This is a genomic window from Sphingomonas sp. Leaf4, from assembly GCF_920939515.1.
Lineage (GTDB): Bacteria > Pseudomonadota > Alphaproteobacteria > Sphingomonadales > Sphingomonadaceae > Sphingomonas.
This window is the reverse complement of the sequence record NZ_CAKLBB010000004.1, coordinates 221884-246539: the sequence shown is the minus strand read 5'-3', so window position 1 is coordinate 246539 and position 24656 is coordinate 221884. Positions and strand designations below refer to the sequence as shown.

The window sequence follows — 24656 nt, the reverse complement described above, 5'->3', positions numbered from 1 at the left end:
GCGTGCGGCGGGCGTTTGGAATCCCTACGCCACAGGGCTATACGCGGCATGTCGTCCGGCCTCAAGCGATGGTTGCAGAGCATGTGCCGCCGGGCGTAGAGGCGCGGCGACTGGCAGACACGGGACGAAGGCAGCCATGAACGACGACGCGATCCTCGACGAATTCCGCGCGGCGCAGGCGCTGCTCGAAGGACATTTCATCCTGTCGTCGGGGCTGCGCTCCTCGCGCTACCTGCAATGCGCCCGCGTGCTGATGGACCCGAAGCGCGCCGCGCGGCTGACCGACGAACTGGTCCGCCGCCTGCCCGCCGACGTGCGCGAGTCGATCGATGTCGTCATCGCGCCGGCGATGGGCGGGGTGATCGTCGGGCACGAGATGGGCCGGTCGCTCGGCACGACTGCGATGTTTCTGGAGCGGCCGACCGGCACCTTTGAACTCCGCCGCGGCTTCGCCATCGATCGCGGCACCCGCGTGCTGATGATGGAGGATGTCGTGACGACCGGCCTGTCGTCGCGCGAGGCGATCGCCGCGATCCGCATGGGCGGCGGCGAGGTCGTGGCCGCCGCGTCGCTGGTCGACCGCTCGAACGGATCGGCCGATCTGGGTGTGCCGTTCTTCCCGCTGATCCGCCTCGACGTGCCGAGCTATCATCCCGACGCGCTCCCCGCCGATCTCGCCGCGATTCCCGCGATCAAGCCCGGCAGCCGCGCGGCATGACCGGACCTTTACGCCTCGGCGTCAACATCGATCACGTTGCGACCGTGCGCAATGCGCGCGGCTCGGGCTATCCCGATCCGGTGCGTGCCGCGCTGGTCGCCGCCGACCACGGTGCCGACGGCATCACCGCGCATCTGCGCGAGGATCGCCGCCACATCACCGATGACGACATCGCCCGCCTGTCGAGCGAGCTGACCGTCCCGCTCAACCTCGAGATGGCGGCTACGCAGGAAATGCTCGGCATCGCGCTGCGCCACCGGCCGCACGCCGCCTGCATCGTCCCCGAAAAGCGCGAGGAGCGTACGACCGAAGGCGGCCTCGACGCCGCTGGACAGCACGACCTGCTGGCGCCGATGGTCCGCGACCTGGGCGCGGCGGGCATCCGCGTGTCGCTGTTCATCGAACCCGCCGCCGATCAGATCGCCGCCGCCATCGCGCTCGGCGCGCCGGTGATCGAATTGCACACCGGCCGCTATGCCGAACTGTCGGGCGAGGCGCAGGTCGCCGAACTGCGCCGGATCGCCGATGCCGCAGCACTCGCCGCCAAGAACGGGATCGAGGTCCATGCCGGCCACGGCCTGACGTTCGACAATGTCGTGCCCATCGCCGCCATTCCGCAGTTGCGCGAACTCAACATCGGCCATTTCCTGATCGGCGAGGCGATTTTCGACGGCCTAGGGCCGGTGGTGCGGCGGATGAAGGGGTTGATGGAGGACGCCCGATGAGGACCGGGGCATGATCGTCGGCCTCGGCTCCGACCTTTGTAACATCGAGCGGATCCAGGCGTCGCTCGACCGGTTCGGCGACCGTTTCGTCCAGCGTGTCTTCACCGAGGTGGAGCAGGCGAAGGCGGCGCGCCGCCCGTTCACCCGCGCCGGCACGTTCGCCAAACGCTTCGCCGCCAAGGAAGCCTTTTCCAAGGCGGTCGGCACCGGTTTCGCGCAGGGCGTGTTCATGCGCGACATCGGCGTGGTCAACGCCGCCTCGGGCGCACCGACACTGGCGCTCACCGGTGGTGCTAAAGCACGACTTGACGCGATGATCCCTGCGGGCCACGTCGCGCGGGTACATCTGACGATGACCGACGATCATCCCTGGGCGCAGGCGTTCGTCATCATCGAAGCCATCCCCCAGTAGAAGGACGTTCGATGGCCGACCCCATGGCGCTGGACAGCGGCAGCAACCGTGCCGCTCCCGTGATGCCCGCCGCCACCCCGTCCAAGCGGCTGGACTGGAAGGGCGAACTGCGCGGACTGTTCTGGCTGCTGCTGGTGGTGCTGGGCTTCCACAGCTTCGTCGCCAAGCCGTTCTACATCCCGTCGGAATCGATGCTGCCGGGGCTGCGCGTCGGCGACCGGCTGGTCGTCAGCAAATATGCCTATGGCTGGTCCTATGTCTCGCCGACGATCCCCAATCCGGTGGCGATGGTCCGCGACGTGATCCTCCACGAACCGCAGGCGACGTGGAGCGTGCAGTTGCCCGCATGGCATGGCCGCCTCTGGGGATCGCTGCCGACGCGCGGCGACGTGGTGATCGTGAAGCCGCCGGGCAGCAACACCGATCTCATCAAGCGCGTCATCGGCCTGCCCGGCGACCGGATCGAGGTGGCGGGCGGCGTCGTCTACATCAACGACATCGCGATTCCGCGGAAAGCGATGGGCGACGCGATGATCCCGGTCGACGCCAATACCCGCTGCGACGCCGCGCAATATCCCGGCGCGCTGGTGCGGACCGACAAGGGCGAATTCTGCCGCCTGCCGCTGTACCGCGAGACGCTGTCGAACGGGCGGCAGTACGACACGATCGACTATCGCTATTCGCAGGGGGACAATTACCCCGCGACCGTCATCCCGGCGAACCATGTGTTCCTGATGGGCGACAACCGCGACAACAGCGCCGACAGCCGCTTTCCCGAATCGGAGAATGGTCTGGGTGGCCCGGTGCCGTGGGAGAATATCGGGGGGCGCGCCGAATTCCTCACCTTCTCGCTCGACGGATCGACCAGCCTCGATCCGCGGACGTGGTTCTCCTCGTTCCGCCCGGGCCGCGCCGGCACCTCGCTGGTGCCGGCCACGGGCAAGGCGGAGTGAGCGGCACCACGCTCCACGATTATTTCCGCTCGTCGGCGGGATACCGCGTCCGCATCGCGCTGAACCTGAAGAACGTGGCATATGAGCGGGTCGAGGTGTCGCTGCTGAACGGCGAACAGCGCTCGCCCGGCCATCTGGCGCGCAACCCCCAGGGGCTGGTGCCCGCGCTCGAGATTGGCGGGGGCACGGTGCTGACCCAGTCGCTGGCGATCCTCGACTGGCTCGACCATGCGCATCCCGAACCGCGCCTGTTCCCTGCCGATCCGATCGCTCGGGCGCGGGCGATGGCGCAGGCGCTGGTGATCGTCGCCGACATCCACCCGATCGACAATCTGCGCGTCCTCCGCCGGCTGGAGACGCAGTTCGGCGCGGACGCGGCGGCCAAGGCCGACTGGTATCGCCACTGGATCGCGCAAGGGTTCGACGCGCTGGAGGTACAGGCCCCGGCCGATGGCTTCTTCGGTGGCGACACCCCGAACGTCGTCGACTGCTGCCTCGTGCCGCAGTGCTACAACGCCCGGCGATTCGACCTCGACGTCGCGCGCTGGCCGCGCCTTGCCGCCATCGACGCGCGCGTCGCCGGACTGCCGGCGGTTGCCGCCGCCCACCCGGATGCGGTGGCGTCGCGCGCTTGATGCTATGCAGTCGTGAACAGGCAGGATAGGTCAACGGGCGCGATGGCGCTCGATCCTTCCCCCCCGCCGGCCGGCCCGGAACCCGATCTGGCCGGGCTGGTCCCGCTCGAACGCATCCGGCGGCGCTGGCCGCGCATGCTCGGCGCGTTGCTGTCGGGGCTGATGATCCTCGGGCTGGCGTGGGAATTGTTCGACCATGGCTGGGCCGGGGTCGAACTCGCCGCGCCCGATTCGCCGTGGTTCTATCTTTTCTTCGCCGCCGCCTATCTCTCGCCGCCGCTGTTCGATTTCATCATCTTCCGCCGCTTGTGGAAGCTGCCGTTCGACGGGTTCGGCGCGCTGGTGCGCAAGCGGATCGCGAACGACGTCGTCATCGGCTATTCGGGCGATGTGTTCTTCTATGCGTGGGCGCGCGCGCGGTTGAAGATGGTCACGGCCCCGTTCGGCGCGGTGAAGGACGTGACGATCCTGTCGGGCATCGCCGGCAATATCGTGACCGTCGCGATGCTGCTCCTTGCGCTGCCGTTCGCGTTCGAGCTGTTCACGGCCGCGCAACTGCGCATGCTGGCATGGTCGGCGGGGGTGGCGATCGGCATTTCGGGCTTGCTGCTGCTGTTTTCCAACCGGGTGTTCTCGCTGCCCGCGCGGGTGCTCGGCTGGATCTTCGGCGTGCATTGCGCGCGCCTCGTGCTCGGCTCGCTCGCCTTTGGCATCGCCAGCTATTTCGCGATGCCGGGGGTGTCGATCAAATGGTGGTTGTTTCTGGCGGCCGGACGGCTGGTGGTCGCCCGTCTGCCACTGTTGCCGAACAAGGACCTTCTTTTCGCCAACTTCGCGATTATTTTCATAGGCCATGGCGAAGCCCTCTCCGATCTCGTCGCGTTCGTCGCGACGCTCACCCTTGCCACCCATGTGGTATTGATGGCGGCATTCGGGCTTCCGGCACTGGCGAGGAAAGAATGATGCGATTGCCCCTGATGGCGGCGGGCCTGGCGCTGGCCGCCGTGTCGCCCGCAGCCGCCCAGTCGATCGGCAGTGATGGCGCCGCGTGCAACGGCGGGCAGGGCCCGGCGATCCGGGTGAACGTCACCGGCCTGAAAGACCGCACCGGACGGTTGAAGCTCGAACTCTATCCGGCGAACGAGGCGGATTTCCTGAAGGACGACCGCGACCTGCGCGCCGAGGGCAAGTTCTTTCGCCGCGTGTGGGGCGACATGCCGGCATCGGGCGCGGTGCAGATGTGCATCAAGGCGCCGTCACCCGGCCGCTACGCGCTGCTGTTCACCCATGACCGCGACGGGCGCAACAAGTTCAATTTCATGCGCGACGGTGCCGGTTTCGTCGGATCGGGCAAGCTCGGCCGCGCCCGGCCGAAACTGGCGCAGGCGATCGTCACCGTGTCCGCAGGCGTCGTGACGGTGAACGTCCGCGCGCAATATCTGCGCGGCCTCGGCGGCTTCGCGCCGCTCGACTGATCGATCCCGGACATGCGCGTCGTCGACGTCAACGAATTCTATTCGCCGACCGGCGGCGGGGTTCGCACCTATATCGATCACAAGATGACGATCATGGCCGAACTCGGCCACGAACTGATCGTCATCGCCCCCGCCAAGGCCAATTCGGTCGAGGAACGCCCCGGCGGCGGCCGCATCCACTGGGTCAAGGCGCCGACGCTGGTGCTCGATCCCAACTACGGCATCTTCGTGCGCGGGCATGCGATCCACGCGCTGCTCGACGAACTGCACCCCGACGTGGTCGAGGCGTCGAGCCCGTGGCGTCCGGCCACCATCGTCGCCGACTGGCCGGGCGATGCGGTGAAAGTCTATTTCGCGCACAACGACAATGTCGGCGCCTATCCCTTGCGCTGGTTCGAGAAGCTGGCCAGCCGCGAGCGGATCGAGGACGCCTTCATGTGGTGGACGCGCTACATGGCGAAATATCTGGCGAAGATGGACGCCTTCGTCACCAACGGCCCCGCGCTCGAAAAACGCCATGCCGCGCGCGGCCTGACGGTCCATGCCTCGATGCCGCTCGGCATCCAGCGTGGCTTCTTCTCGCCCGAACATCGTGACGAAGCGCTGCGCGCCTCGCTGCTCGACCAGCTCGGCCTGCCCGAACACGGCCATCTCCTGCTCGGCCTTGGCCGGCATCATGCCGAGAAGCGCTGGCCGATGATCTTCGACGCAGTCGAGATGGCGGGCGATCACATGCCCGTCGGCATGGTCCAGATCGGCAGCGGCGTGCATACCCGCCGCCTCGAACACCGGTTGAAGGACAGCCCGCATATCCAGCTCTTCCGCCCGGTGTACGACCGCGTCCGCCTCGCGCGGATCATGGCGAGCTGCGACGCGCTGATCCATGGATCGGACGCCGAACCCTTCGGCCTCGTCGCGCTGGAAGGGCTGGCGTCGGGCCTGCCGCTGATCGTGCCCGACGAGGGTGGCTGTGCCGAGATCGCCGAGCCGGACTTCGCCGAAACCTATGCCGCGCGCGATCCGCGATCGGCGGCGGACGCGATCGCGCGGATGTTCGCGCGCGACTATCCGACGGTAAAGGCCGCCGCCGATGCCGCCGCCGCCCGCGTCCGCACCGACCGCGACCATGCGATCGACCTGATGCGCTATTACGAGGGGCTGGTCGCGGACAAGGCGCGGCGCTTCCCGAAATGGTTCGCGCGCCCCTGACGACTGCGGGTCAGAGCCTGTCCGAAAATTCGCGGTAAAGCGAATTTCAAGGCGGTGCCGGCCCGCTCTCCCTCCCGACCACCCACAGCGTATCCTGAATGGGTGGTCGGGAGGGGGAGCGGGCCGGCACCGCAAAATGCGTTTCGACGCATTTTCGGACATCCTGTCATGCGGCGCAGGGCACGCCCGACCGCCGCGCCTGTTTCGCCGCATACAGCGCGTCGTCGGCCGCCTGCATCGCGCCCTGCAACGTCGCCGATCCGGCGGGGCAGTGGGCGATGCCGATGCTCGCCGACCATGGCGGCACGTTTGCCGGACCATGCGGCGCGGTGCCCAGGTGGCGGCGCAGCGTGGCGGCCAGCACTTCGTCGTCGGGCATGAACAGGATCAGGAACTCGTCACCGCCCAGCCGGACCACCTCGGCGGCATGGGCATCGGCCCAGTGCCGCAGATGCGCGGCGAAATCGACCAGCAACCGGTCGCCCGCCGCATGGCCGCACCGGTCGTTGACCCCCTTGAACCCGTCGAGGTCGATCATCGCCACGCCGGCCCCCGCCGCCGCCCGCGCCGCTTCGCCATCGCCCAGCCAGCGACGGTTGTAGAGGCCGGTCAGCCCGTCGCGCCACGCCGCCTCGCGCAGCCGCTCCATCGCCACCATGCCCGGCATCGCCAGCAGCACCAGGTCGATCGCGACCATCAGCACCGGCTGCGTCATGCGCAGATAGGACGCTATCGCGTCGTTGCCCTCGCGCCCGATATAGACCGAGGCGAGGACCGTCGCATAGCTCGGCAGATGCGCCAGCAGCGCCACCCCGACCGCGCGCAACCACCTACCGACGCGCCGCGCCACGGTGCCCGCGAACAGCGACGCGCCGCATCCTCCCAGCACGACCGTCAGCATCATGCCGCCGACCATGCGCTGCAACGGCGATCCGCCGGGGGTCGTGCCACCCGACGACAGGAACGCGGCCGCCAGATACCCGGTCGGCGGCAGCGCCAGCAGGACAACGATCCACCACCGCCACGCCGGCATGCCGGCAAAGGCGCGCATGCCCACCAGCGTCAGCACCGTCGCCCCGCCGAGCAGGCCGAACAGGACGCCACCGATCGCCGGCACGATCGGCTTCGTCAATTCGCTCAGCCCGACGACGCCGACGATGTAACAGATGCCGCTCGCCGCCCAATATCCCCAGTAACGCTCGGCCGGCTGGCGCAGGCGCAAGGCGAGGAACGTCGCGGTGAAACACAGGCTGACGACGACCGCGCACAGGCTCAGCGTGGTTTCATCGGGCACCCGGAACACCGGCACGGTCCTTTTCGCATCGCATTGATTCGAAAAAGACTAACCGGGATTGATTGACGAGGGGTGAAACCGCTTACCCCAGCGACTTGCCCACCTGCTCCAGCATATCCTTGGACAGTCCGGGCACCGACAGGATGCGCTCCAGCTCAGCGCGCATTCGCTGGCCGCGCGCCGCGTCGAATCGCCGCCACCGCGCGAGAGGGGGCAGCATCTTGGCGGCGGTCTGCGGGTTGATCCGGTCGAGCGCGATCAACCGGTCGGCGAGGAAGCGGTATCCTGCGCCATCGATCCGGTGGAACGCCTTCTGGTTCATCGCGAACGCGCCGATCAGCGCGCGGGCGCGGTTGGGATTGGTCAGCGTGAAGTCGCGGTGCCCGGCCAGTTCCTCGACCTGTTCAAACGCATCGGGGCGGGTCGACAGCGCCTGCGTCGTGAACCATTTGTCGAGCACCAGCGGATTGTCGCGATACCGGTTGTAGAAGATGTCGAGCGCGGCGATGCGCGCGTCGGCATCCGAATTGACCAGCGTCATCAGCGCACCCTGCCGGTCGGTCATGTTGTCGGCGGCATCGAACTGGGCAAAGGCGATGTCGGCGGCATCGGCCGCGCCCGATGCGGCGACATAGCCCAGCGCCACGGTGCGTAAGCGCCGCTTGCCCTTGGCATCGGGGGTATAGGCGAAACCGTCGGGCGCGGCGGTGGCGGCATAAACCTCGCGCCAGTCGGCGATCAGCGCCCGGCCGATGTCGGCCCGCAGCGCCTCACGCGCGGCGAAGATCGCATCGGGATCGACGATACCCATCTGGTCGCCGACGAAACTGTCGGACGGCAGCAGCACCGCCTCGGCCACGAACGCGCGGTCGAGCCGGTCGTCGGCAAGGGTGTTCGCCACCGCCTGCACCACCGCGTCATGCTCGCCGCGCCCGCCCGCGACCGATGCGACCAGCGTGTCGAGCATCAGTTGCTGCATCGCCTCGTATCGCGCGAACGGATCGTCGTCATGCGCGCTCAGGAAGGCGAGGTCGGCCGAACTGCGATCGGTTTCGACGATGACGGGTGCCGAAAAGCCGCGGTTGATCGACAGGATCGGCCGCTCGGCCACCACTTCGAAGGTGACGCTGGCGGTTTCCTCTTCCAACAGCACCAGATGCTCCTCGCTCGCCGGCTCGCCCGTCTCGCCGCCGAACAGCTTGACCCTGAGCGGCAGGACCATCGGCCGCTTCACCTCCTGTCCCGGCGTCGGCGGCACCATCTGCCGGAGCGTCAGCGTGGCGCGCCCGCCGCCAGCGGTATGCTTCAGCATCGCCGAGACGCGCGGTGTCCCCGCCTGTTCGTACCAGCGGCGAAAACGCGACAGGTCGACGCCTGAGGCTTCCTCCATCGCGACCACGAAATCCTCGCAGGTTGCCGCCGTCCCGTCGTGGCGCGCGAAATACAGGTCGGTGCCGGCGCGGAATGCCTGTGGCCCCAGGATCGTCGCGATCATCCGCACGACCTCCGCCCCCTTGTTATAGATGGTGGCGGTGTAGAAGTTGCTGATCTCCTGATACGCATCGGGCCGGATCGGGTGGGCCAGCGGCCCGGCATCCTCGGGGAATTGCGACGCGCGCAGCGACCGGACATCCTCGATCCGCTTGACCGCCGCCGATCCCTGATCCGCCGAAAACCCCTGATCGCGGAACACGGTGAAGCCCTCTTTCAACGAGAGCTGGAACCAGTCGCGGCAGGTGATGCGGTTGCCCGACCAGTTGTGGAAATATTCGTGCGCGACCACGGCAGCGATGCCGTCATAGTCGTAATCGGTCGCGGTATCGGGGTCGGCGAGGATGTAGCGGCTGTTGAAGATGTTCAGCCCCTTGTTCTCCATCGCCCCGAAATTGAAATCATCGACCGCGACGATGTTGAACACGTCGAGGTCATATTCACGCCCATAGACCCGCTCGTCCCACGCCATCGACGTTTTCAGCGCGTGCATCGCATGGTCGGTCTTGGCCAGGTCGGCGGCGCGGACCCAGATGCCCAGTTCCACCTCGCGCCCCGACGCGGTGACGAAATGCGACCGGTTGGCCACCAGATCGCCCGCCACCAATGCGAACAGATACGATGGCTTGGGGAAGGGGTCGTGCCACTCCGCCCAGTGCCGCCCGTCGTCCAGATCGCCCGCGCCCACCGGATCGCCGTTCGACAGCAGCACCGGGAAGCGCGCCTTGTCGGCGGTCATCCGCACCCGGTAGCGCGCCAGCACGTCGGGCCGGTCGGGGAAGAAGGTGATGCGGCGGAACCCCTCCGCCTCGCACTGGGTACACAGATTCCCGCCCGAGGCGTACAGTCCCATCAACTGGGTATTGGCCTGCGGTTCTATCACCACTTCGGTCGTCACCTCATGCGCGTCGCCGGTGAGCGGCACGACCAGCACTGGCCCGTCCATATGCCAGCCATCGAACGGCACGCCGTCGACCTTCACCACGCGCGGGGTCAGCCCGTCGCCGTCCAGCCGCAACGGCTCGTCGCCATGCCGCACCACCGACAGCGTCGCGGTGACATGCGTGCCGCGCGGATCGAGGTCGAAATCCAACGCCACGTCGCGCACCTGCCATGGGGGCGCGCGATACGCATCACGCCGGATGACGGGCGGGGCGATCGGGGTGCGCGTCGCGTCGAGCATAAGCATAGGAACTTCCGTTGGTGCCGGCGGCAGCCGGCGCGTTGCACGCCGCCCCGACTGGCGGTACGCCTGTATCTATGATCGCTTGTCGAAGGATTCCAATGTTCCGTCCAGCCTTGTCGCTTGGTCTTTTGTTCAGCACCGCCGCGCTCGCCCAGACGCCGCCTGCGCCCGCACCCGCCACGCCCGCCGCGCCGACCGCCGCCGAGGTTCAGGCGAGCAATGCCCAGATCAACGCCGTCCTGCCGCCGGCGCAGGCGGCGATGAAGGCGCATGTCATGTTCCTCGCCAGCGACGCGATGCGCGGCCGCGACGCGGGATCGAGCGAATTCGACATCGCGGCGCAATATGTCGCCTCGCAATTCTATGCGGCGGGGCTGCGCCCGGCGGGCGACGACGGCAGCTATCTCCAGCGCGTGCCGCTCCTCAAGGTCGGCCCGGCCGACATGGGCAAGCTCGCCCTGAACGGTCAGCCGCTGACCTTCGGGCAGGACTATCTGCCCGGCGTCAATCCGGCGTCGGCGCAGACCACGCTGGCGGCACCGGTCGTCTATGTCGGCTATGGCGTGTCGTTGCCGTCGCGTGACGATTACGCCGGGCTCGACGTGCGGGGCAAGATCGTCGCGGTGGTGCGCGGCGCGCCCGAGGGGCTGGACAGCGAGGAAGCGGCGCATTTCGGTGGCCTGCCGACCAAGGCGGCGATTGCGAAGGCGAAGGGCGCGGTCGGGATCATCGCGCTCCAGACGCCCGAAGCGGCGGTACGCATGCCGATGGGCAAGACCGTCGCCACCGCGCAGCCGACCAGCGTCACCTGGGCCGAAGCCGATGGCCGTGGCCACATCATGGGCGACGGCGTGCCGACACTCGCGACGCTGTCGGCGGCGGGTGCCGAAAAGCTCTTCGCCGGTTCTGGCACCACCTGGGCGAAGGCCGCCGCGGCGCTCTCGGCCAAGGGCAAATTCCGCGGGCTGGCGTTGAAGCCCCGCCTCGACGTGGCGATCAACACCGCCACCACCCCGTTGCCCAGCTACAACGTCGCCGGCATTCTGCCGGGCAGCGATCCCACGGTCGCGCCGGAGACGGTCGTGCTCTCCGCGCATCTCGACCATGTCGGCATCGGCAGCCCGAATGCGAAGGGCGACACGATCTACAACGGCGCGATGGACAATGCGGTCGGCATCGCCTCGCTGATCGAGGAAGCGAAGCGCTTCAAGACGGCGGGCAAGGCGCCGCGCCGCTCGATCCTGTTCCTCGCGGTCACGGCCGAAGAGAAGGGCCTCGTCGGCTCCGACTATTTTGCGCACAACCCGACGATCGCGAAGGTCATCCCCGGCGGCACGATGGTCGCCGACGTCAATCTCGACATGCCGATCATCACCTACAAGTTCACCGATGTCATCGCCTTCGGCGCGGCGCGATCGAGCCTGGGCGACATCGTCAAGCGCGCGGCGGCGCAGGCCGGGGCCAGCTTCTCGCCCGATCCGATGCCCGAAATGGCGCTGTTCGTCCGCTCGGACCATTATCGCTTCGTGCAGCAGGGCGTGCCCTCGGTCTTTCTGTGGCCGGGCACGTCGGGGCCGGGCAAGGCGGCGGTCGATGCGTTCTTCAAGAACAACTATCACCAGCCCTCGGACGAGGTCGTGCAGGGGCCGCCGATCGACTGGGAATCGGGCGAACGCTTCATCAACGTGAACTACCAGATCGCCCGCGACATTGCCGACGCCCCCCAGCGCCCGGCGTGGAACAAGGGTGATTTCTTTGGCACGCTGTATAACGGGTACGGCGCGAAGTGAGGGACGGGGGGCGATAGTCCTCCTGTCCGCAAACGTCGCCCCAGCGCAGGCTGGGGCCTCCCGGTGACGAAGGTCGCGCTCCGCCACCGGGAGATTCCAGCCTGCGCTGGAATGACGATGGTTGTCGTGTTCGCGACCTGAAGGATAACCCCCCATGCGCCTCCTGCCCCTAGCGCTGCTCCTCGCCTCCACCGGCGCGCTCGCCCAGACCGCACCGGTCCTCCCGCCCGATCAGGCGGCGATGCGCGCGCATGTCGCGTTCCTCGCCAGCGACGCGATGCAGGGGCGCGAGCCCGGCACCCCCGAATATGACCGCGCGGCGGCCTATGTCGCCGATCAGTTCCGCGCGGCTGGCCTGCAACCTGCCGGCGACGACGGCGGTTATCTGCAAAAGGTGCCGCTCGCCGCGCTGGTGCCGGCGGGCGAGGGGCGGCTGACCGCGCCCGGTCGCCCGGCGCTGACCTTCGGCACCGACTATATCACCCCGACCAGCTTCCGCGACGCCGACTTCCGTCGCGGCGGCGAGGTGGTGTTCGTCGGGCGCGGCGTCGTCGATGCGACGCATGGGGTCGACGACTATGCGGGCCTTGATGTGCGGGGGAAGATCGTCGCCTATCTCTACGGCGCGCCCGCCGGCCTGCCGAGCGAGATCCGCGCCCATCTGGCCAGCAGCGATTCGAAGCGCGCGACGGCGGCGGCGAAGGGCGCTACGGCCGTGATCGCGATCGAGAATGCCGAACAGGCCAAGCGCTATCCCTTCAGCTACATCGCCGGCATCTGGCGTGCGAAGCGGATGACGTGGGTGAGCAAGGACGGCGTGCCGCACGTCGTCGCCCCCACCGCGCAGGCGGTCGCTGCGCTGAGCGCCACCGGCGCGGCCAAGCTGTTCACCGGCACGAAGATCGACTGGGCGGCGGTGGTAAAGGCCGATGCGGCGGGCCAGCCGATCCCGCGCGGGGCCACCGGCGTGCGCGTGTCGACGCAGCAGCGCGGGGTCGTCACCCGATTCGACAGCAGCAATATCGTCGGCAAGCTCCCCGGCAGCGACCCAGCCTTGCGCGACCAGTATGTCGCGCTGTCGGCGCATCTCGACCATATCGGCGTCTCGACCGATCCCGACCTGCCGGCCGGCGCGGACCGGATCAACAACGGCGCGATGGACAATGCCGCCGGCACCGCCGCGATGATCGAGGCGGCCAAGCTGTTCGCCACCGACGTGAAGAAGCCGCGCCGCAGCCTGTTGTTCGTGAGCGTCACCGCCGAGGAAAAGGGCCTGATCGTCAGCGATTATTTCGCGCAGAATCCGACGGTGCCCAAGGGCAGCATCGTCGCCGACGTGAACCTCGACATGCCGATCCTGACCTATCGCTTCGAGGACCTCGTCGCGATCGGCGCGGACCATTCGACCGTGGCGCAGGCGGTCGGCCGCGCCGCCGCCGCGCGCGGGCTGAAACTCACCCCCGATCCCGAACCGGAGGAAGCGATCTTCGTCCGGTCGGACCATTACAGCTTCGTCAAGGCGGGTATCCCGGCGGTATCGCTCGACACCGGTCCCGCCGGCCCGGGCAAGGCGGCGATCGCCGACTTCCTCGAACATCGTTACCACCAGCCGGGCGACGACATGACCCAGGCGTTCGACTGGGCGGCGGGGCGCGCGTTCGTGGGGCTCAACCACGACATCGCGCTCGACCTCGCCGATGCGGACGCCCGCCCACGCTGGAACAAGGGCGATTATTTCGGCCTGCTCTATAATGGCTATGGTGCGAAGTGATCGGTTGATGGGGGTGTTGACGATGACCGCGCATCCACCCCCATCGTCACCCCGGACTTGTTCCGGGGTCCACGGGTCCGCAAGCGCCGTGGTCGCTGCGTGCTCGGCACGGTGGACCCCTGAACAAGTCCGGGGTGATGGCGGGATCGGAACGAACAAAAGCGAACGACCATGCGCCTCCTGATCTTCGGCATGGGCTACACCGCCCGCGCCATCGCCGACCGGCTGGAGCCGCACGGCTGGCGCGTCGCCGGCACCACCCGCGACGGTCGCGATGGCACCATCGCCTTCGCCGACCATGATCGGGTGGCGTTCGAGGCGCGCGCCGCCACCGCCATCCTGTCGAGCATCCCGCCCGATGCCGATGGCGATCCGGTGCTGAATGCCTACCGCGATCTGCTGGGCGGTCCGGTCCTCGCCTATCTCTCCTCGACCGGGGTGTATGGCGATGCCGGCGGCGGCTGGGTCGACGAGGCATCGCCCATCGCCGGCCGCCGCGCCAACCGCAACGCCGCCGACGTCCAATGGCTGGCGATGGGCGCGCGCGTGTTCCGCCTGCCCGGCATCTACGGCCCCGGCCGCTCGCCGCTCGACCGGGTGGCGGAGGGCAAGGCCCACCGCGTCGACCTGCCCGATCAGGTGTTCAGCCGCATCCATGTCGCCGACATCGCCGATGGCGTCGCGCGCGGCCTCACCGCGCCCGCCGGCGCCTACAACCTCGCCGACGACCTGCCATGTTCGCAGAACGAGGTCGTCGCCTATGCCGCCGCGCTATTGGGCCTAGCCCCGCCGCCGTTCGTGGCCTTGGAGACGCTCAGCCCGATGGCCCGCGCCTTTTATGCCGAGAACCGCCGCGTCGCGAACGGCAAGGCCAGGCGCGTGCTCGGCTGGACCCCGGCCTATCCTGACTACCGGTTCGGCCTGCGTGCCTTGAGCGCCACCACCAGCCCGGCCAGCGCCAGCGCCGCGCCGGCCCCGGCCAGCAGCGACCACCGATAACCCTCGAACAGGGTCGACAACAGCATCGCGATCACCGGCACGATCACGCCGTTATACGCCGCCTTGGCCGGGCCGATCACCCGGATCAGACCGAAATACAGCGTGAACGCCACCGCCGACGCGACGATGCCGAGGTAGAACAGCCCGGCGACATAGCTCCACCGCCAGTCGAACACCGGCGCCCCCACCGTCGCCCCGGCATAGGCCGCGTCGATCGTGGCACCGATCAGCATCGCGATCCCCAGCACCGGCACCATCGGATAGGCCCGCGCGGTCGGCGTCGCCTGCATCACATTGGCCGCCGATGCCGCGAACACGCCCGCCAGCGCGATGCCCAGCCCCAGCAGCACCTCGCTCCCGCTCTCGGGACGCACCCGTGCTTCGTGCAGGAACAGCAGCGCGACGCCGCACAGCGCGATGCCCGATCCGACCAGCAACTGCCCGCCCATCCGTTGCCCCAGAAAGACGCGCGCCAGCACCGCATTGGGCACGATCAGCAACGCATACATCAACGCCACCAGCCCGGAGGTGATGTGCAGTTCGGCGCGATAGACGAAATTGAAGTTCAGGCAGAATTGCGCGAGCCCAAGGCCCGCCGCGAACAGCCACCCGCGCCGGTCAAGCGCGAACCGGTCGCCGCGCATCGCCGCCCATGCCAGCATCGTCACCCCCGCGATCACGAAGCGATACGTGACGGACCAGGATGCCGGCACCACGCCCAACTGGTCACGGATGACGATCCACGTCGATCCCCAGATCAGCGTGACGATGCCGAACGGCACCAGCACGGCGGCGCTCGCCGAACGGGGCGGGGCGGCGTCGTTCACAGCGCCGCGATCGCGCGGGCCAGTGGTGCCACGACGTCGGCCCCCTGATCCCACGCCACCACCAGCCGCGCCTGCCCCACGCCCCAGTCGTAGAAATCGAACCCCTGCGCGCGCAGACCGGCAGCCTCCTGCACGTTCAATCGCACGAAGACCTCGTTCGCCTGCACCGGATGCACCAGCCGCGCGCTCGCGGCTTGCGCCAGCATCGCCGCCCCGGCATTGGCGGTGCGCGCGTTGGCCAGCCACACGTCGTCGTCCAGCATCGCCAGCAACTGCGCCGCGAGGAACCGCCCCTTCGACGCCAGCAACCCGGCACGCTTGCGGCGATATTTCGCGACCTTCGCCAGTTCGGGGCGGAAGAACACCAGCGCCTCGGCCGACATGCCGCCGTTCTTGATGAAGCCGAAGCTCAGCGCATCGACGCCCGCTTTCCACGTCACCTCGGCGGGCGTGCAGCCGAGATGCGCCACCGCATTGGCGAAGCGCGCGCCGTCCATATGCAGCCCCAGCCCGCGTTCTCGCGCCATTGCGCCGATCGCTGCGACCTCTTGCGCGGTGTAGACGCACCCTGCCTCGGTCGCTTGCGTGATCGAGATCGCGTGCGGCTGCACCTGATGTACGTCGTCGCGCACCGTCGACAGGAACGCGGTGATCGCATCCGGGGTCAGCTTGGCCTGCTCGCCGCCCAGCAGCATTAGCTTGGCGCCATGGGTGTAGAATTCAGGCGCGCCGCCCTCGTCGTTCTGGATATGGGCGTCCGCGTGGCAGACGATGCCGCCATGCGGCGGACACATCGCGGTCAGCGCAAGGCAGTTGGCGGCGGTGCCCGACGGCACCCACAACACCGCGACCTCGCACCCGAACAGCTCGGCGAACCGCGCGTCGAGCCGCCGGCTCAGCGCATCGCCGTCATAAGCGGTATCCTGCCCGTTTGCCGCGACGATCGCGTTCAGGACGGCGGGATGGGCGGGGGCGGCATTGTCCGAAAAGAAGCGCATGACCAGCGCCTTGGAACGCGGGCGGGCAGGGGTCAACAATTGCCCGAACCCGTCTGTGGGTCCCGGTACGAAGTGGGATGGCGATAGGGGTACGATGGGGGAGGGTCGGGCCTACAAACCCAAACCGTCACCCCGGACCTGTTCCGGGGTCTACCTGTCCGCGAGCGTTGCTACCGGAAATCGCTGCGGCAGCGTGTGCGGACCGGTAGACCCCGGAACAAGTCCGGGGTGACAAAGGGGAATCGCCTCACACTCTCTCGTCATTCCCGCGAAGGCGGGAATCCATAGACGCAACGGTTGCGGCCCAAGACCCCACGTCAGCGTCTATGGATTCCCGCCTGCGCGGGAATGACGAAAGATGCCCCGAAAAACCCCCTACTGCTCGCCCTCATCCTCCGGGGCGCGGCGGTCCTCGGGCGGTGGCGGGCCGTCGTTCTCGCGCCGCCGTTCCTCGCGCGGGTTGAACCGGACCTGCCCGTCGCGATCGAGCGACACGTCGAACCCCGGCCCCTCCATCGTCACTGGCCCCTCGTCGGGGATGCCCAGCGCTTCCTGTACCGCGTCGATCGCATTGTCGATTGGTTCGGGTTCGGCCACCACCGGTTCGGGCGCGCGCAGGTCGAGCGCCTGGCGCATGAAGTCGCGCCAGATCCGCGCGGGCAATCCGCCACCGGCCAGCCCCGGATTGGGCGTATTGTCGTCGTTGCCCAGCCACACCCCGGCGACGATCCCGCCGGCATAGCCGATGAACAGCGCGTCGCGGCTGTCCTGCGTCGTCCCGGTCTTGCCGAACGCCTCGACGGGCAGGTTCGCGGCGCTGCCCGTGCCATGCCGGATCGATGCCGCCAGCAGCGTGCGCATCCCCTCCAACTCGTGCTTGCCCAGCGACTTGCGCGATGAGCGCAGCTTGTCGAGCCAGCTCGGCTCCTGTTCCTCCGCCAGCCCGCGCGGCACGACCGGTGCCTCGCCGGCGGCGATCGCGGCATAGGCGCTGGTGAGTTCGAGCAGCGATACGGTCGAGGTGCCGAGCGCGATCGACGCCTCGTTGGCGATCGGCGTGGAGATGCCCAGATCGCGCGCGGCGCGGATCACGTTCTTGACGCCGACTTCCTTGGTCAGCCGCGCGGCGGCGACGTTGCTCGATCGCTGGAACGCGCGCGTCAGGCTGATCGTCCCCTGATAGCGCCCGTCGCTGTTCTTCGGGCTCCACTCGCCGATCGTCACCGGTTCGTCGAGCACGTCGCTGTCGGGGTCGAGGCCCGAGCGCAGCGCGGCGAGGTAGACGAACAGCTTGAAGGTCGACCCCGGCTGCCGCCGCGCCTGCACCGCGCGGTTGAAGGGACTCGCGCGGTAATCCTTGCCGCCGACCATCGCGATCACCCGCCCGTCGGGCCGCATCGCGACGATTGCCACCTGCGTCTGCTTCAACCCTGCGTTCCGCACCGCCCGCTCGGCGGCGCGCTGCATCTTCACTTCCAGCGTGGTCGTGACCTTGCGATCCGCGCCGATCCCGCCGGCGCGGTCGCGCGCCTGCGGCAAGACCCAGTCGGCGAAATAGGTGCCCGACGGCAACGTCCGGGTGCCGCCGACGCGCAGCACGGCCGGCTGGACGCGGTCGGCCTCGGCCGGCGTCAGATAGCCCGCCGCTTCCATCGCGCCGACGACCACCTTCTGCCGCGCGCGCGCGCCCTTCAAATTGTCGGTCGGGGCAAGCCGCGACGGCGCCTTGACCAGTCCCGCCAGCATCGCCGCCTGTCCGACGGTCAGGTCCTTGGGCGCGCGGCTGAAATAATGGCGCGCGGCGGCGTCGAGGCCGTACGCATTGTCGCCGAAATAGGCGTTGGACAGATAGCGCGACAGGATTTCGCCCTTGGTCAGCCACGCTTCCAGCCAGAAGGCGATCATCACTTCGCGCAGCTTGCGCGCCGCCGTCCGGTCCGAATCAAGGAACGCATTCTTGGCGAGCTGCTGGGTGATCGTACTCGCCCCCTGCCGCACGCCGCCCGCCGCGGTGTTGGTCCACAGCGCGCGCGCGATGCCGCGCGGGTCGACGCCCCAATGGGTGCGGAACCGCCGGTCCTCGATCGCCATGAACGCTTCCGTCACATGCGCGGGAAGTTTGGCGGCGTCGACCGGCTTGCCGATGTTCGCGCCGCGCTCGGCGATCGGTTTCCCCTCGGCCGACAGCAAGGTGATCGACGGCGGGGCAGGGGGTTCGAGCGATTTGGACAGCGGCGCGGTCAGCGCCAGCCACGCGATCGCGATCACCAGCAGCACGATGAGGATGCCCAGACCGCGCATCGCCCAGCGCAGATACCAGCGCAGCGGCCGTTTGCGCCGGGGTGGCTCCGCACCGCCGCCGCCATCGCCACCACCGCCACCGCCGCCCGCGCCGGGGAACGACCGGTCGAACGCGGCAAGCGCGCCGTCGAACGCATCGATCCGCTGCCGCCTTGTCCCCGGATCGTCGCGCAGCGTGCGCGGCGGCTCGACCGGCGCTCCGTCCAGCGTCCGCCTGCGCGCCAGCGCCTCGCCCGACAAGGGCCGGGACAGCCGCCCGATGTCGCCCGGCGCGATCCTCGGGTCGGGCGACTCCCCGGACGGAGCGTGGTCGGTACGGGAAACGCGGCGCCGGAACATCACACTGTCCTATTGGGATAGGACAGCGCGCGCAAGCGGCGTTGCGGCGGGCCGAACCGTCCGCCGCGCACCCTCGCCGGAACCGCCGGGTGCTGCCACGCGCTGGGCCCTCCACAATCACTGGAGACAAGCGACCATGGACGACGATCGCATCTGGAGCTTCGAGGAAAGCCTGTGGACCGCCGATGCCGCGCATTACGAGGAATCGGTCGACGACGAATGTCTCATGGTCCTGCCCGCCCCGCCGTTCGTGTTCACCGGCAAACAGGCGATCGACGCGGTAAAGGACACCCCGCGCTGGGACAAGGTATCGCTGACCGACCGCCAGGTCGCCCGCCCGCAGGAAGGGCTGATCGTCGTCGCCTACAAGGCGGAAGCGCACAAGGGCGGCGACGCGTATCTGGCCTATTGCACCTCGACCTATCGGTGGATCGAACACGGCGTCTGGACCGTCGTCCAGCACCAGCAGACCCCGCCGCTCACCTCGAAGGGCGAATAGCCGCTACGCCGAACCGGACGCCATCCCGGCGCAGGCTGGGATCTCCCGCGGCTTCTGCCCGACAGGAGTCGCGAGAGGACCTACTCATCCGAACAAAACGTCGCCCCAGCGAAGGCTGGGGCCTCTCGCGGCTCCTGCCTCGCCCTAGAGCCGATCGACATTCAGTCAGGCGTGACGCCAGCAAAGACCATCTCCGTCACCCCGGACTGGTTCCGGGGTCCACAGTGCGGCGATCGATTCCGCTCGAGGCACTTGCCACAGCATGCGCCGCCAGGTGGACCCCGGAACAAGTCCGGGGTGACGAAGGACGGTGGGGTTTCCGACTACGGGCTGCACCCAAATAGCTGAATGTCGATCGGCCCAAGCCCTGGGAGATCCCAGCCTTCGCTGGGATGACGCCGGGTGGCAGTGGCGCGATCCGGCCGCGCCCCCATCACGCCTCCAGCTCGACATCCCAGTACAGCCAGTCGTGCCACGTCTCGTGCAGATGGCCCGGCGGGAAGCGTCGGCCCTGTTCCTGCAACTGCCAGCTCGTCGGGCGGATCGGCGCGACATACAGCGGCATCGCCGCCTGCTTGGGCGTCCGGCCCCCCTTGCGCAGGTTGCACGGCGCACAGGCGGTGGCGACATTTTCCCATGTCGTCCGGCCCCCCTGCGCGCGCGGGATGACGTGATCGAACGTCAGGTCGTGCGCCGCCCCGCAATACTGGCAACTGAACCGGTCGCGCAGGAACAGGTTGAAGCGGGTGAACGCCGGAAACTCCGACGGCCGCACATATTGCTTGAGCGCGATCACCGACGGCAGCTTGATGCTGGCCGACGCGCTGCGCACCTCGCGCTCATATTCCGCGACGATGTCGACGCGGTCGAGGAACACCGCCTTCACTGCCGTCTGCCACGGCCAGACGCTCAAGGGATAATAGCTCAATGGCGTATAGTCCGCGTTGAGCACCAGCGCGGGACAGCCATCGGGATGGCGGAGGCGATCGGGATGGTACATGAAGTCCCCCTCGCGTAAAGGTCGCAGCCGATATGATCAGCATCGATTACGCTGGCATGACAGCACGGCGCGACCCCATGAGTCAAACCGGTGGCGTCGTCACCCGCTTTGCCCCGAGCCCCACCGGGCCGCTCCACCTCGGCCACGCGCTCGCCGCGATCGAATCGCATGATCGCGCTCGGGTGTCGGGCGGCCGTTTCCTGCTGCGGATCGAGGATATTGACACCGGCCGCAGCCGCCCCGAGCATGTCGCCGGCATCCTTGCCGATCTCGACTGGCTCGGGCTGGCAAGGGACGGCGAGGTAGTGTTCCAGTCGCAGCGGATGGCGCAGTATGCCGCCGCCCTCGATCGGCTGCGCGCGCAGGGCCTGCTCTACCCGTGTTTCTGCACCCGCGCCGACATCGCCCGCGAGGTAGCCGACAGTGCGTCGGCCCCGCACGGCGCGGACGGGGTGCGCTACCCCGGCACCTGCCGCGCGCTGCCCCGCGACCCCGCGCTGCTCGCCCGCCCGCACGCATGGCGGATCGACATGGCTCGCGCGGTGGCGATCGCCGGTCCGCTGACATGGACCGACGAGATCGCCGGCACGATCGCCGCCGATCCGCTCGCCTCGGGCGACGTTGTCCTCGCGCGCAAGGACGCCGGCACCAGCTATCACCTCGCCGTCACCGTCGACGATGCTGCGCAGGGCGTCACCCATGTCGTGCGCGGGGTCGACCTGTTCCACGCTACCCCTATCCACCGGCTGTTGCAGGCGCTGCTCGACCTGCCGGTCCCGACCTGGCGCCACCATCCGCTACTGACCGGCCCCGATGGCCAGCGCCTCGCCAAGCGCAGCGGCGCGCCCGCGCTGGCGCTGCTGCGCGCGAGCGGCGTCGACGGACCGGCACTGGCCGACGATCTGCGCGCCGGCCGGCTACCGCTTGGCATCGGCACCACAAGTCCCTAGCTTCAGGTCCATGAACACCTTCCTCGTCCTGTTGCTGATCGCGGCGATGATCGCGGTCGTTGTCGCGCTCGTCCGCGGCATCGTGTCGTTCCTTGCGCAAGGGAGCGCCGAGGTGCGCGGCGAGGGGCCGAGCGAACACGCCATCAAATCGAACAAGATGATGCAGGCCCGCGTGCTGTTTCAGGCGATCGCGATCCTGATCGTCGTCGTGCTGCTGTTCGTCGCCGGCCGCACCTGATGGTCAAACTCAACCGGATCTACACCCGCACCGGCGATGCGGGGACGACCGGCCTTGTCGACGGATCGCGCGTGGCGAAGGATGCCGCCGTGGTGCAGGCGATGGGCGATGTCGATGAAGCCAATTCGGCGCTTGGCCTCGCCATCGTCGCATTGAGGGACGATCCCGCCATGGCGACCTTGCTGACGATCCAGAACGACCTGTTCGACGTGGGAGCGGACCTTGCCACCCCCGCCGGCATCGACGGTGCGCTGCGCATCGTCCCCGGTCAGGTGACGGCGATCGAGGCGGCGATCGACCGGGTCAACGCCGACCTCACGCCGCTCACCTCGTTCATCCTGCCCGGCGGGACGGGTGCTGCCGCCGCGCTGCACCTCGCCCGCGCCATCGTCCGCCGCGCTGAACGCTCGGCGGTTGCCGCCGATCATATCGCGCGGCTCAACCCAGATTTATTGGCCTATCTCAATCGCTTGTCTGATTTCCTGTTCGTGTTGGCCAGAAAGCTGAACAAAAACGGCACATCGGACGTTTTATGGGTGCCTGGAGGGGAGCGTCCCCGGCCATAGCAGCGGGAGCAGGCCGGAATGCAGTCGATACCGGCCTCCGCCACTGCGCCATGTCTATGGCTCACCGATCGGTTCCGCGCCGTCCGCGCGCTTACCGACTCGCTCGCCGCGCCGCTGTCCGACGCCGATGCCAGTGTGCAGTCGATGGACGATGCCTCGCCGGTCAAATGGCATCTCGCGCACACCACTTGGTTTTTTGAAACTTTCGTCCTGCGCGACCATGCCCTCGGCTACACGCTGCACGACGACCGGTTCCCGTTCCTGTTCAACAGCTATTACGAGGCGGAGGGCCGTCGCCACGCCCGCGCCCGGCGCGGCATGATTACCCGGCCGTCGCTGGACGAGGTACGCGGCTATCGTGCCGCCGTCGACGCCGCGCTGATCGCCGCCTTGCCCGATCTGCCGCCCGCCGCGCTCGAACTGGTGGCCTTGGGATGCCATCACGAGGAACAGCATCAGGAACTGCTGCTGACCGACATCCTGCATCATTTCAGCGAAAACCCGCTCGAACCGGCGATGTTCGCCCCCGAACCCAAGCGCCCGGTCGCGGTGCCGCCGCCGATCGGCTGGGTCGAACACCCCGGCGGTATCGTCCAGGCCGGCCATTGCGGCGAAGGCTTCGCGTTCGATTGCGAAGGCCCGCGCCACGACACGCTGCTCCACCCCCATGCCATCGCCGATCGCACCGTCACCAACGGCGAATGGGCCGCGTTTATCGCCGATGGCGGGTACACGACCCCGAAGCTGTGGCTCGCCGATGGCTGGGCATGGGTGCAGGCCAATCGCATCGATGCCCCGCTCTATTGGGAACGGCGCGGCGACGTCTGGACCCGCTTCGGACTCGACGGGCGCCGCGCGATCGATCCCGCCGCGCCTGTCACCCATGTCAGCTTCTTCGAGGCCGACGCCTACGCTACTTGGGCCGGCGCGCGCCTGCCGACCGAATTCGAATGGGAGGCGCATGCCGCGTCCCATGACCCGGGGGGTGGCAACCAGCTCGACGCCGCCGGCCCGGTCGAACCGCGCCCCGCCGCGCACGGCCCCGCCTTCTTCGGCGACGTGTGGCAATGGACCGGCAGCGCGTACCGTCCCTATCCCCGCTTCCGCGCGGTCGAAGGCGCGGTCGGCGAGTATAACGGCAAGTTCATGAGCGGCCAGTTCGTGCTGCGCGGATCGTCGTGCGCCACCCCGCGCGGCCATGCCCGCACCTGCTACCGCAACTTCTTCTATCCCCACCAGCGCTGGCAATTCACCGGCGTCCGGCTCGCCAAGGATCTGTGATGCTGCTGACCGACGAAGCGCCGATGGCGACCCGCGCCGACCCCGCGTTCCGCGCCGACGTGCTCGCCGGGCTGCGCTTGCCGCAAAAGGCAATTCCGGCGCGCTGGTTCTACGACCGGCGTGGGTCGGAGCTGTTCGAGGAGATCACCGCGCTTCCCGAATATTATCCGACGCGCGCCGAAACCGCGATCCTTCACACCATCTGCCCCGAACTGGTCGGTGCGGTGGGAGAGGGGGTCGCGGTGGTCGAATTCGGCTCGGGCTCTTCGGTCAAGACGCCGATCGTGCTCAACTGCATCGAACCGGCCGCCTATGTCCCGATCGATATTTCGGGCGACTTCCTGCGCAGCTCATCCGCCACGCTGGCGAAGCAGTTTCCCGGCCTGCCGGTGCTGCCGGTCGAGGCCGATTTCATGAAGCCGGTGCCGCTTCCGGCGGAAGTAGCGGATATGCCCAAGCTAGGCTTCTTTCCCGGATCGACGATCGGCAACATGGAGCCGCAGGCCGCGACCACGTTGCTGGCGGCGATGCGCGACTGGCTGGGCGAGGGGGCGCTGCTGCTGATCGGCATCGACCGGATCAAGGACACCGCCGTCCTCACCGCTGCCTATGACGATGCCGCCGGCGTCACCGCCGCGTTCAACCTGAACCTGCTGGAGCGCATCAACCGCGAACTGAATGGCAATGTGCCGATCGACGCCTTCGTCCACGAAGCCCGCTGGAACGACGATGCCGCGCGCATCGAAATGCACCTGAAGGCGGTGCGCGACATCCGCTTCACCATCGACGGCCACGACCTGTCGATGACGGCGGGCGAGACGATCCACACCGAAAACAGCCACAAATACAGCGACCGTGACGCCCGCCTGTTGCTGCGTGCCGGCGGCTGGACTCCCCGCCAGCAATGGTGCGGCACCGACGGTGCTTTCTGCGTGATCCTCGCCGAAGCCCGCCCCTTGCCCATCGCGCCCTGACGCAAGGGAGGCATCGTCGTCCCGG

The 24656-nt window shown here is 68.4% G+C and carries 23 protein-coding genes; 17 read left to right on the top strand and 6 right to left on the bottom strand.

What is annotated here, in order from left to right; translation table 11 throughout:
• Nucleotides 1-136 precede the first annotated feature (136 nt).
• Genes pyrE through LRA89_RS07710 form a run of 8 tightly spaced genes read left to right on the top strand, consistent with a single transcriptional unit; the run spans nucleotide 137 to nucleotide 6127 of the window.
• A complete protein-coding gene (gene pyrE, locus LRA89_RS07745) occupies nucleotides 137-718 on the top strand; it encodes an orotate phosphoribosyltransferase (RefSeq protein ID WP_230769686.1) in 582 nt (193 codons plus the stop codon).
• Complete coding sequence (locus LRA89_RS07740; protein WP_230769685.1) at nucleotides 715-1443, top strand: pyridoxine 5'-phosphate synthase; 729 nt, start codon at nucleotides 715-717, stop codon at nucleotides 1441-1443. Before pyrE ends, LRA89_RS07740 begins: the two co-directional genes overlap by 4 nt.
• 10 nt (nucleotides 1444-1453) lie before the next feature.
• A complete protein-coding gene (acpS, locus tag LRA89_RS07735; protein ID WP_230769684.1) occupies nucleotides 1454-1855 on the top strand; it encodes a holo-ACP synthase in 402 nt (133 codons plus the stop codon).
• Between the two features lie 11 nt (nucleotides 1856-1866).
• Complete coding sequence (gene lepB, locus LRA89_RS07730) at nucleotides 1867-2808, top strand: signal peptidase I (RefSeq protein ID WP_230769683.1); 942 nt, start codon at nucleotides 1867-1869, stop codon at nucleotides 2806-2808.
• Nucleotides 2805-3443 carry a maleylacetoacetate isomerase gene (maiA, locus tag LRA89_RS07725; RefSeq protein WP_230769682.1) on the top strand — a complete coding sequence of 213 codons (639 nt, stop codon included), beginning with the start codon at nucleotides 2805-2807 and terminating at the stop codon, nucleotides 3441-3443. The genes lepB and maiA overlap by 4 nt, the downstream gene beginning before the upstream one ends.
• Nucleotides 3444-3485: 42 nt before the next feature.
• Entirely contained in the window at nucleotides 3486-4406 is a 921-nt protein-coding gene (locus tag LRA89_RS07720; protein WP_055758962.1) for a hypothetical protein, read from the top strand.
• Nucleotides 4403-4918 (top strand): DUF2141 domain-containing protein, encoded by a 516-nt coding sequence (locus LRA89_RS07715; RefSeq protein WP_230769681.1) that lies wholly within the window; start codon nucleotides 4403-4405, stop codon nucleotides 4916-4918. Before LRA89_RS07720 ends, LRA89_RS07715 begins: the two co-directional genes overlap by 4 nt.
• Nucleotides 4919-4930: 12 nt before the next feature.
• Complete coding sequence (locus LRA89_RS07710) at nucleotides 4931-6127, top strand: glycosyltransferase (protein WP_230769680.1); 1197 nt, start codon at nucleotides 4931-4933, stop codon at nucleotides 6125-6127.
• A 166-nt stretch (nucleotides 6128-6293) separates the two neighbouring features.
• Here LRA89_RS07710 and LRA89_RS07705 read toward each other — a convergent pair whose 3' ends face one another.
• Nucleotides 6294-7430 (bottom strand): GGDEF domain-containing protein, encoded by a 1137-nt coding sequence (locus LRA89_RS07705; RefSeq protein ID WP_230769679.1) that lies wholly within the window; start codon nucleotides 7428-7430, stop codon nucleotides 6294-6296.
• A gap of 73 nt (nucleotides 7431-7503) precedes the next feature.
• Nucleotides 7504-10095, bottom strand: a complete 2592-nt coding sequence (gene pepN, locus LRA89_RS07700) for an aminopeptidase N (protein WP_230769772.1) — start codon at nucleotides 10093-10095, stop codon at nucleotides 7504-7506.
• A 101-nt stretch (nucleotides 10096-10196) separates the two neighbouring features.
• Between pepN and LRA89_RS07695 the strand changes: the two genes are divergently transcribed.
• From LRA89_RS07695 to LRA89_RS07685, 3 genes are all read left to right on the top strand, one after another.
• Nucleotides 10197-11888, top strand: a complete 1692-nt coding sequence (locus LRA89_RS07695) for a M20/M25/M40 family metallo-hydrolase (protein ID WP_230769678.1) — start codon at nucleotides 10197-10199, stop codon at nucleotides 11886-11888.
• Nucleotides 11889-12042: 154 nt separating this feature from the next.
• On the top strand, nucleotides 12043-13659 hold the full coding sequence (locus tag LRA89_RS07690; RefSeq protein WP_230769677.1) for a M28 family peptidase: 1617 nt from the start codon (nucleotides 12043-12045) through the stop codon (nucleotides 13657-13659).
• 171 nt (nucleotides 13660-13830) lie between these two features.
• Complete coding sequence (locus LRA89_RS07685) at nucleotides 13831-14658, top strand: NAD(P)-dependent oxidoreductase (protein ID WP_230769676.1); 828 nt, start codon at nucleotides 13831-13833, stop codon at nucleotides 14656-14658.
• On the opposite strand, the gene LRA89_RS07680 is transcribed toward LRA89_RS07685, so the two are convergent.
• The 3 genes from LRA89_RS07680 to LRA89_RS07670 all read right to left on the bottom strand — a co-directional run bounded on the left by LRA89_RS07680 (nucleotide 14568) and on the right by LRA89_RS07670 (nucleotide 19123).
• On the bottom strand, nucleotides 14568-15485 hold the full coding sequence (locus LRA89_RS07680; protein WP_230769675.1) for a DMT family transporter: 918 nt from the start codon (nucleotides 15483-15485) through the stop codon (nucleotides 14568-14570). The two genes, LRA89_RS07685 and LRA89_RS07680, sit on opposite strands and share 91 nt — an antisense overlap.
• Nucleotides 15482-16483 (bottom strand): threonine aldolase family protein, encoded by a 1002-nt coding sequence (locus LRA89_RS07675; protein WP_230769674.1) that lies wholly within the window; start codon nucleotides 16481-16483, stop codon nucleotides 15482-15484. Before LRA89_RS07675 ends, LRA89_RS07680 begins: the two co-directional genes overlap by 4 nt.
• 375 nt (nucleotides 16484-16858) lie before the next feature.
• Nucleotides 16859-19123: a transglycosylase domain-containing protein gene (locus LRA89_RS07670; protein WP_230769673.1), complete on the bottom strand. Its 2265-nt coding sequence runs from the start codon at nucleotides 19121-19123 to the stop codon at nucleotides 16859-16861.
• A gap of 136 nt (nucleotides 19124-19259) precedes the next feature.
• Between LRA89_RS07670 and LRA89_RS07665 the strand changes: the two genes are divergently transcribed.
• Nucleotides 19260-19622, top strand: coding sequence for a DUF4440 domain-containing protein (locus LRA89_RS07665; protein ID WP_230769672.1), 363 nt, complete (start codon nucleotides 19260-19262; stop codon nucleotides 19620-19622).
• A gap of 433 nt (nucleotides 19623-20055) precedes the next feature.
• Here LRA89_RS07665 and LRA89_RS07660 read toward each other — a convergent pair whose 3' ends face one another.
• The gene (locus LRA89_RS07660; RefSeq protein WP_230769671.1) at nucleotides 20056-20622 is read right to left on the bottom strand and encodes an HNH endonuclease; all 567 of its coding nucleotides are present in this window, start codon (nucleotides 20620-20622) and stop codon (nucleotides 20056-20058) included.
• A 77-nt stretch (nucleotides 20623-20699) separates the two neighbouring features.
• On the opposite strand from LRA89_RS07660, the gene gluQRS reads away from it, so the two are divergent.
• Genes gluQRS through egtD form a run of 5 tightly spaced genes read left to right on the top strand, consistent with a single transcriptional unit; the run spans nucleotide 20700 to nucleotide 24631 of the window.
• The gene (gene gluQRS, locus LRA89_RS07655; protein ID WP_230769670.1) at nucleotides 20700-21572 is read left to right on the top strand and encodes a tRNA glutamyl-Q(34) synthetase GluQRS; all 873 of its coding nucleotides are present in this window, start codon (nucleotides 20700-20702) and stop codon (nucleotides 21570-21572) included.
• Nucleotides 21573-21582: 10 nt separating this feature from the next.
• Nucleotides 21583-21810 carry a twin transmembrane helix small protein gene (locus tag LRA89_RS07650; protein ID WP_055758999.1) on the top strand — a complete coding sequence of 76 codons (228 nt, stop codon included), beginning with the start codon at nucleotides 21583-21585 and terminating at the stop codon, nucleotides 21808-21810.
• Complete coding sequence (locus LRA89_RS07645) at nucleotides 21810-22376, top strand: cob(I)yrinic acid a,c-diamide adenosyltransferase (RefSeq protein ID WP_230769669.1); 567 nt, start codon at nucleotides 21810-21812, stop codon at nucleotides 22374-22376. The genes LRA89_RS07650 and LRA89_RS07645 overlap by 1 nt, the downstream gene beginning before the upstream one ends.
• An 18-nt stretch (nucleotides 22377-22394) precedes the next feature.
• The gene (gene egtB / locus LRA89_RS07640) at nucleotides 22395-23657 is read left to right on the top strand and encodes an ergothioneine biosynthesis protein EgtB (RefSeq protein WP_230769668.1); all 1263 of its coding nucleotides are present in this window, start codon (nucleotides 22395-22397) and stop codon (nucleotides 23655-23657) included.
• Nucleotides 23657-24631 (top strand): L-histidine N(alpha)-methyltransferase, encoded by a 975-nt coding sequence (gene egtD, locus LRA89_RS07635; RefSeq protein ID WP_230769667.1) that lies wholly within the window; start codon nucleotides 23657-23659, stop codon nucleotides 24629-24631. The genes egtB and egtD overlap by 1 nt, the downstream gene beginning before the upstream one ends.
• Nucleotides 24632-24656: the final 25 nt, after the last annotated feature.

What these genes read in the sequence shown, in the direction of transcription:
- pyrE (WP_230769686.1), top strand. Translation starts at nt 137, where the DNA reads ATGAACGACGACGCGATCCTCGACGAATTCCGCGCGGCGCAGGCGCTG.
- LRA89_RS07740 (WP_230769685.1), top strand. Translation starts at nt 715, where the DNA reads ATGACCGGACCTTTACGCCTCGGCGTCAACATCGATCACGTTGCGACC.
- acpS (WP_230769684.1), top strand. Translation starts at nt 1,454, where the DNA reads ATGATCGTCGGCCTCGGCTCCGACCTTTGTAACATCGAGCGGATCCAG.
- lepB (WP_230769683.1), top strand. Translation starts at nt 1,867, where the DNA reads ATGGCCGACCCCATGGCGCTGGACAGCGGCAGCAACCGTGCCGCTCCC.
- LRA89_RS07720 (WP_055758962.1), top strand. Translation starts at nt 3,486, where the DNA reads ATGGCGCTCGATCCTTCCCCCCCGCCGGCCGGCCCGGAACCCGATCTG.
- LRA89_RS07715 (WP_230769681.1), top strand. Translation starts at nt 4,403, where the DNA reads ATGATGCGATTGCCCCTGATGGCGGCGGGCCTGGCGCTGGCCGCCGTG.
- LRA89_RS07710 (WP_230769680.1), top strand. Translation starts at nt 4,931, where the DNA reads ATGCGCGTCGTCGACGTCAACGAATTCTATTCGCCGACCGGCGGCGGG.
- pepN (WP_230769772.1), bottom strand. Translation starts at nt 10,095, where the DNA reads ATGCTCGACGCGACGCGCACCCCGATCGCCCCGCCCGTCATCCGGCGT.
- LRA89_RS07695 (WP_230769678.1), top strand. Translation starts at nt 10,197, where the DNA reads ATGTTCCGTCCAGCCTTGTCGCTTGGTCTTTTGTTCAGCACCGCCGCG.
- LRA89_RS07690 (WP_230769677.1), top strand. Translation starts at nt 12,043, where the DNA reads ATGCGCCTCCTGCCCCTAGCGCTGCTCCTCGCCTCCACCGGCGCGCTC.
- LRA89_RS07685 (WP_230769676.1), top strand. Translation starts at nt 13,831, where the DNA reads ATGCGCCTCCTGATCTTCGGCATGGGCTACACCGCCCGCGCCATCGCC.
- LRA89_RS07675 (WP_230769674.1), bottom strand. Translation starts at nt 16,483, where the DNA reads ATGCGCTTCTTTTCGGACAATGCCGCCCCCGCCCATCCCGCCGTCCTG.
- LRA89_RS07670 (WP_230769673.1), bottom strand. Translation starts at nt 19,123, where the DNA reads ATGTTCCGGCGCCGCGTTTCCCGTACCGACCACGCTCCGTCCGGGGAG.
- LRA89_RS07665 (WP_230769672.1), top strand. Translation starts at nt 19,260, where the DNA reads ATGGACGACGATCGCATCTGGAGCTTCGAGGAAAGCCTGTGGACCGCC.
- LRA89_RS07660 (WP_230769671.1), bottom strand. Translation starts at nt 20,622, where the DNA reads ATGTACCATCCCGATCGCCTCCGCCATCCCGATGGCTGTCCCGCGCTG.
- gluQRS (WP_230769670.1), top strand. Translation starts at nt 20,700, where the DNA reads ATGAGTCAAACCGGTGGCGTCGTCACCCGCTTTGCCCCGAGCCCCACC.
- LRA89_RS07650 (WP_055758999.1), top strand. Translation starts at nt 21,583, where the DNA reads ATGAACACCTTCCTCGTCCTGTTGCTGATCGCGGCGATGATCGCGGTC.
- LRA89_RS07645 (WP_230769669.1), top strand. Translation starts at nt 21,810, where the DNA reads ATGGTCAAACTCAACCGGATCTACACCCGCACCGGCGATGCGGGGACG.
- egtB (WP_230769668.1), top strand. Translation starts at nt 22,395, where the DNA reads ATGCAGTCGATACCGGCCTCCGCCACTGCGCCATGTCTATGGCTCACC.
- egtD (WP_230769667.1), top strand. Translation starts at nt 23,657, where the DNA reads ATGCTGCTGACCGACGAAGCGCCGATGGCGACCCGCGCCGACCCCGCG.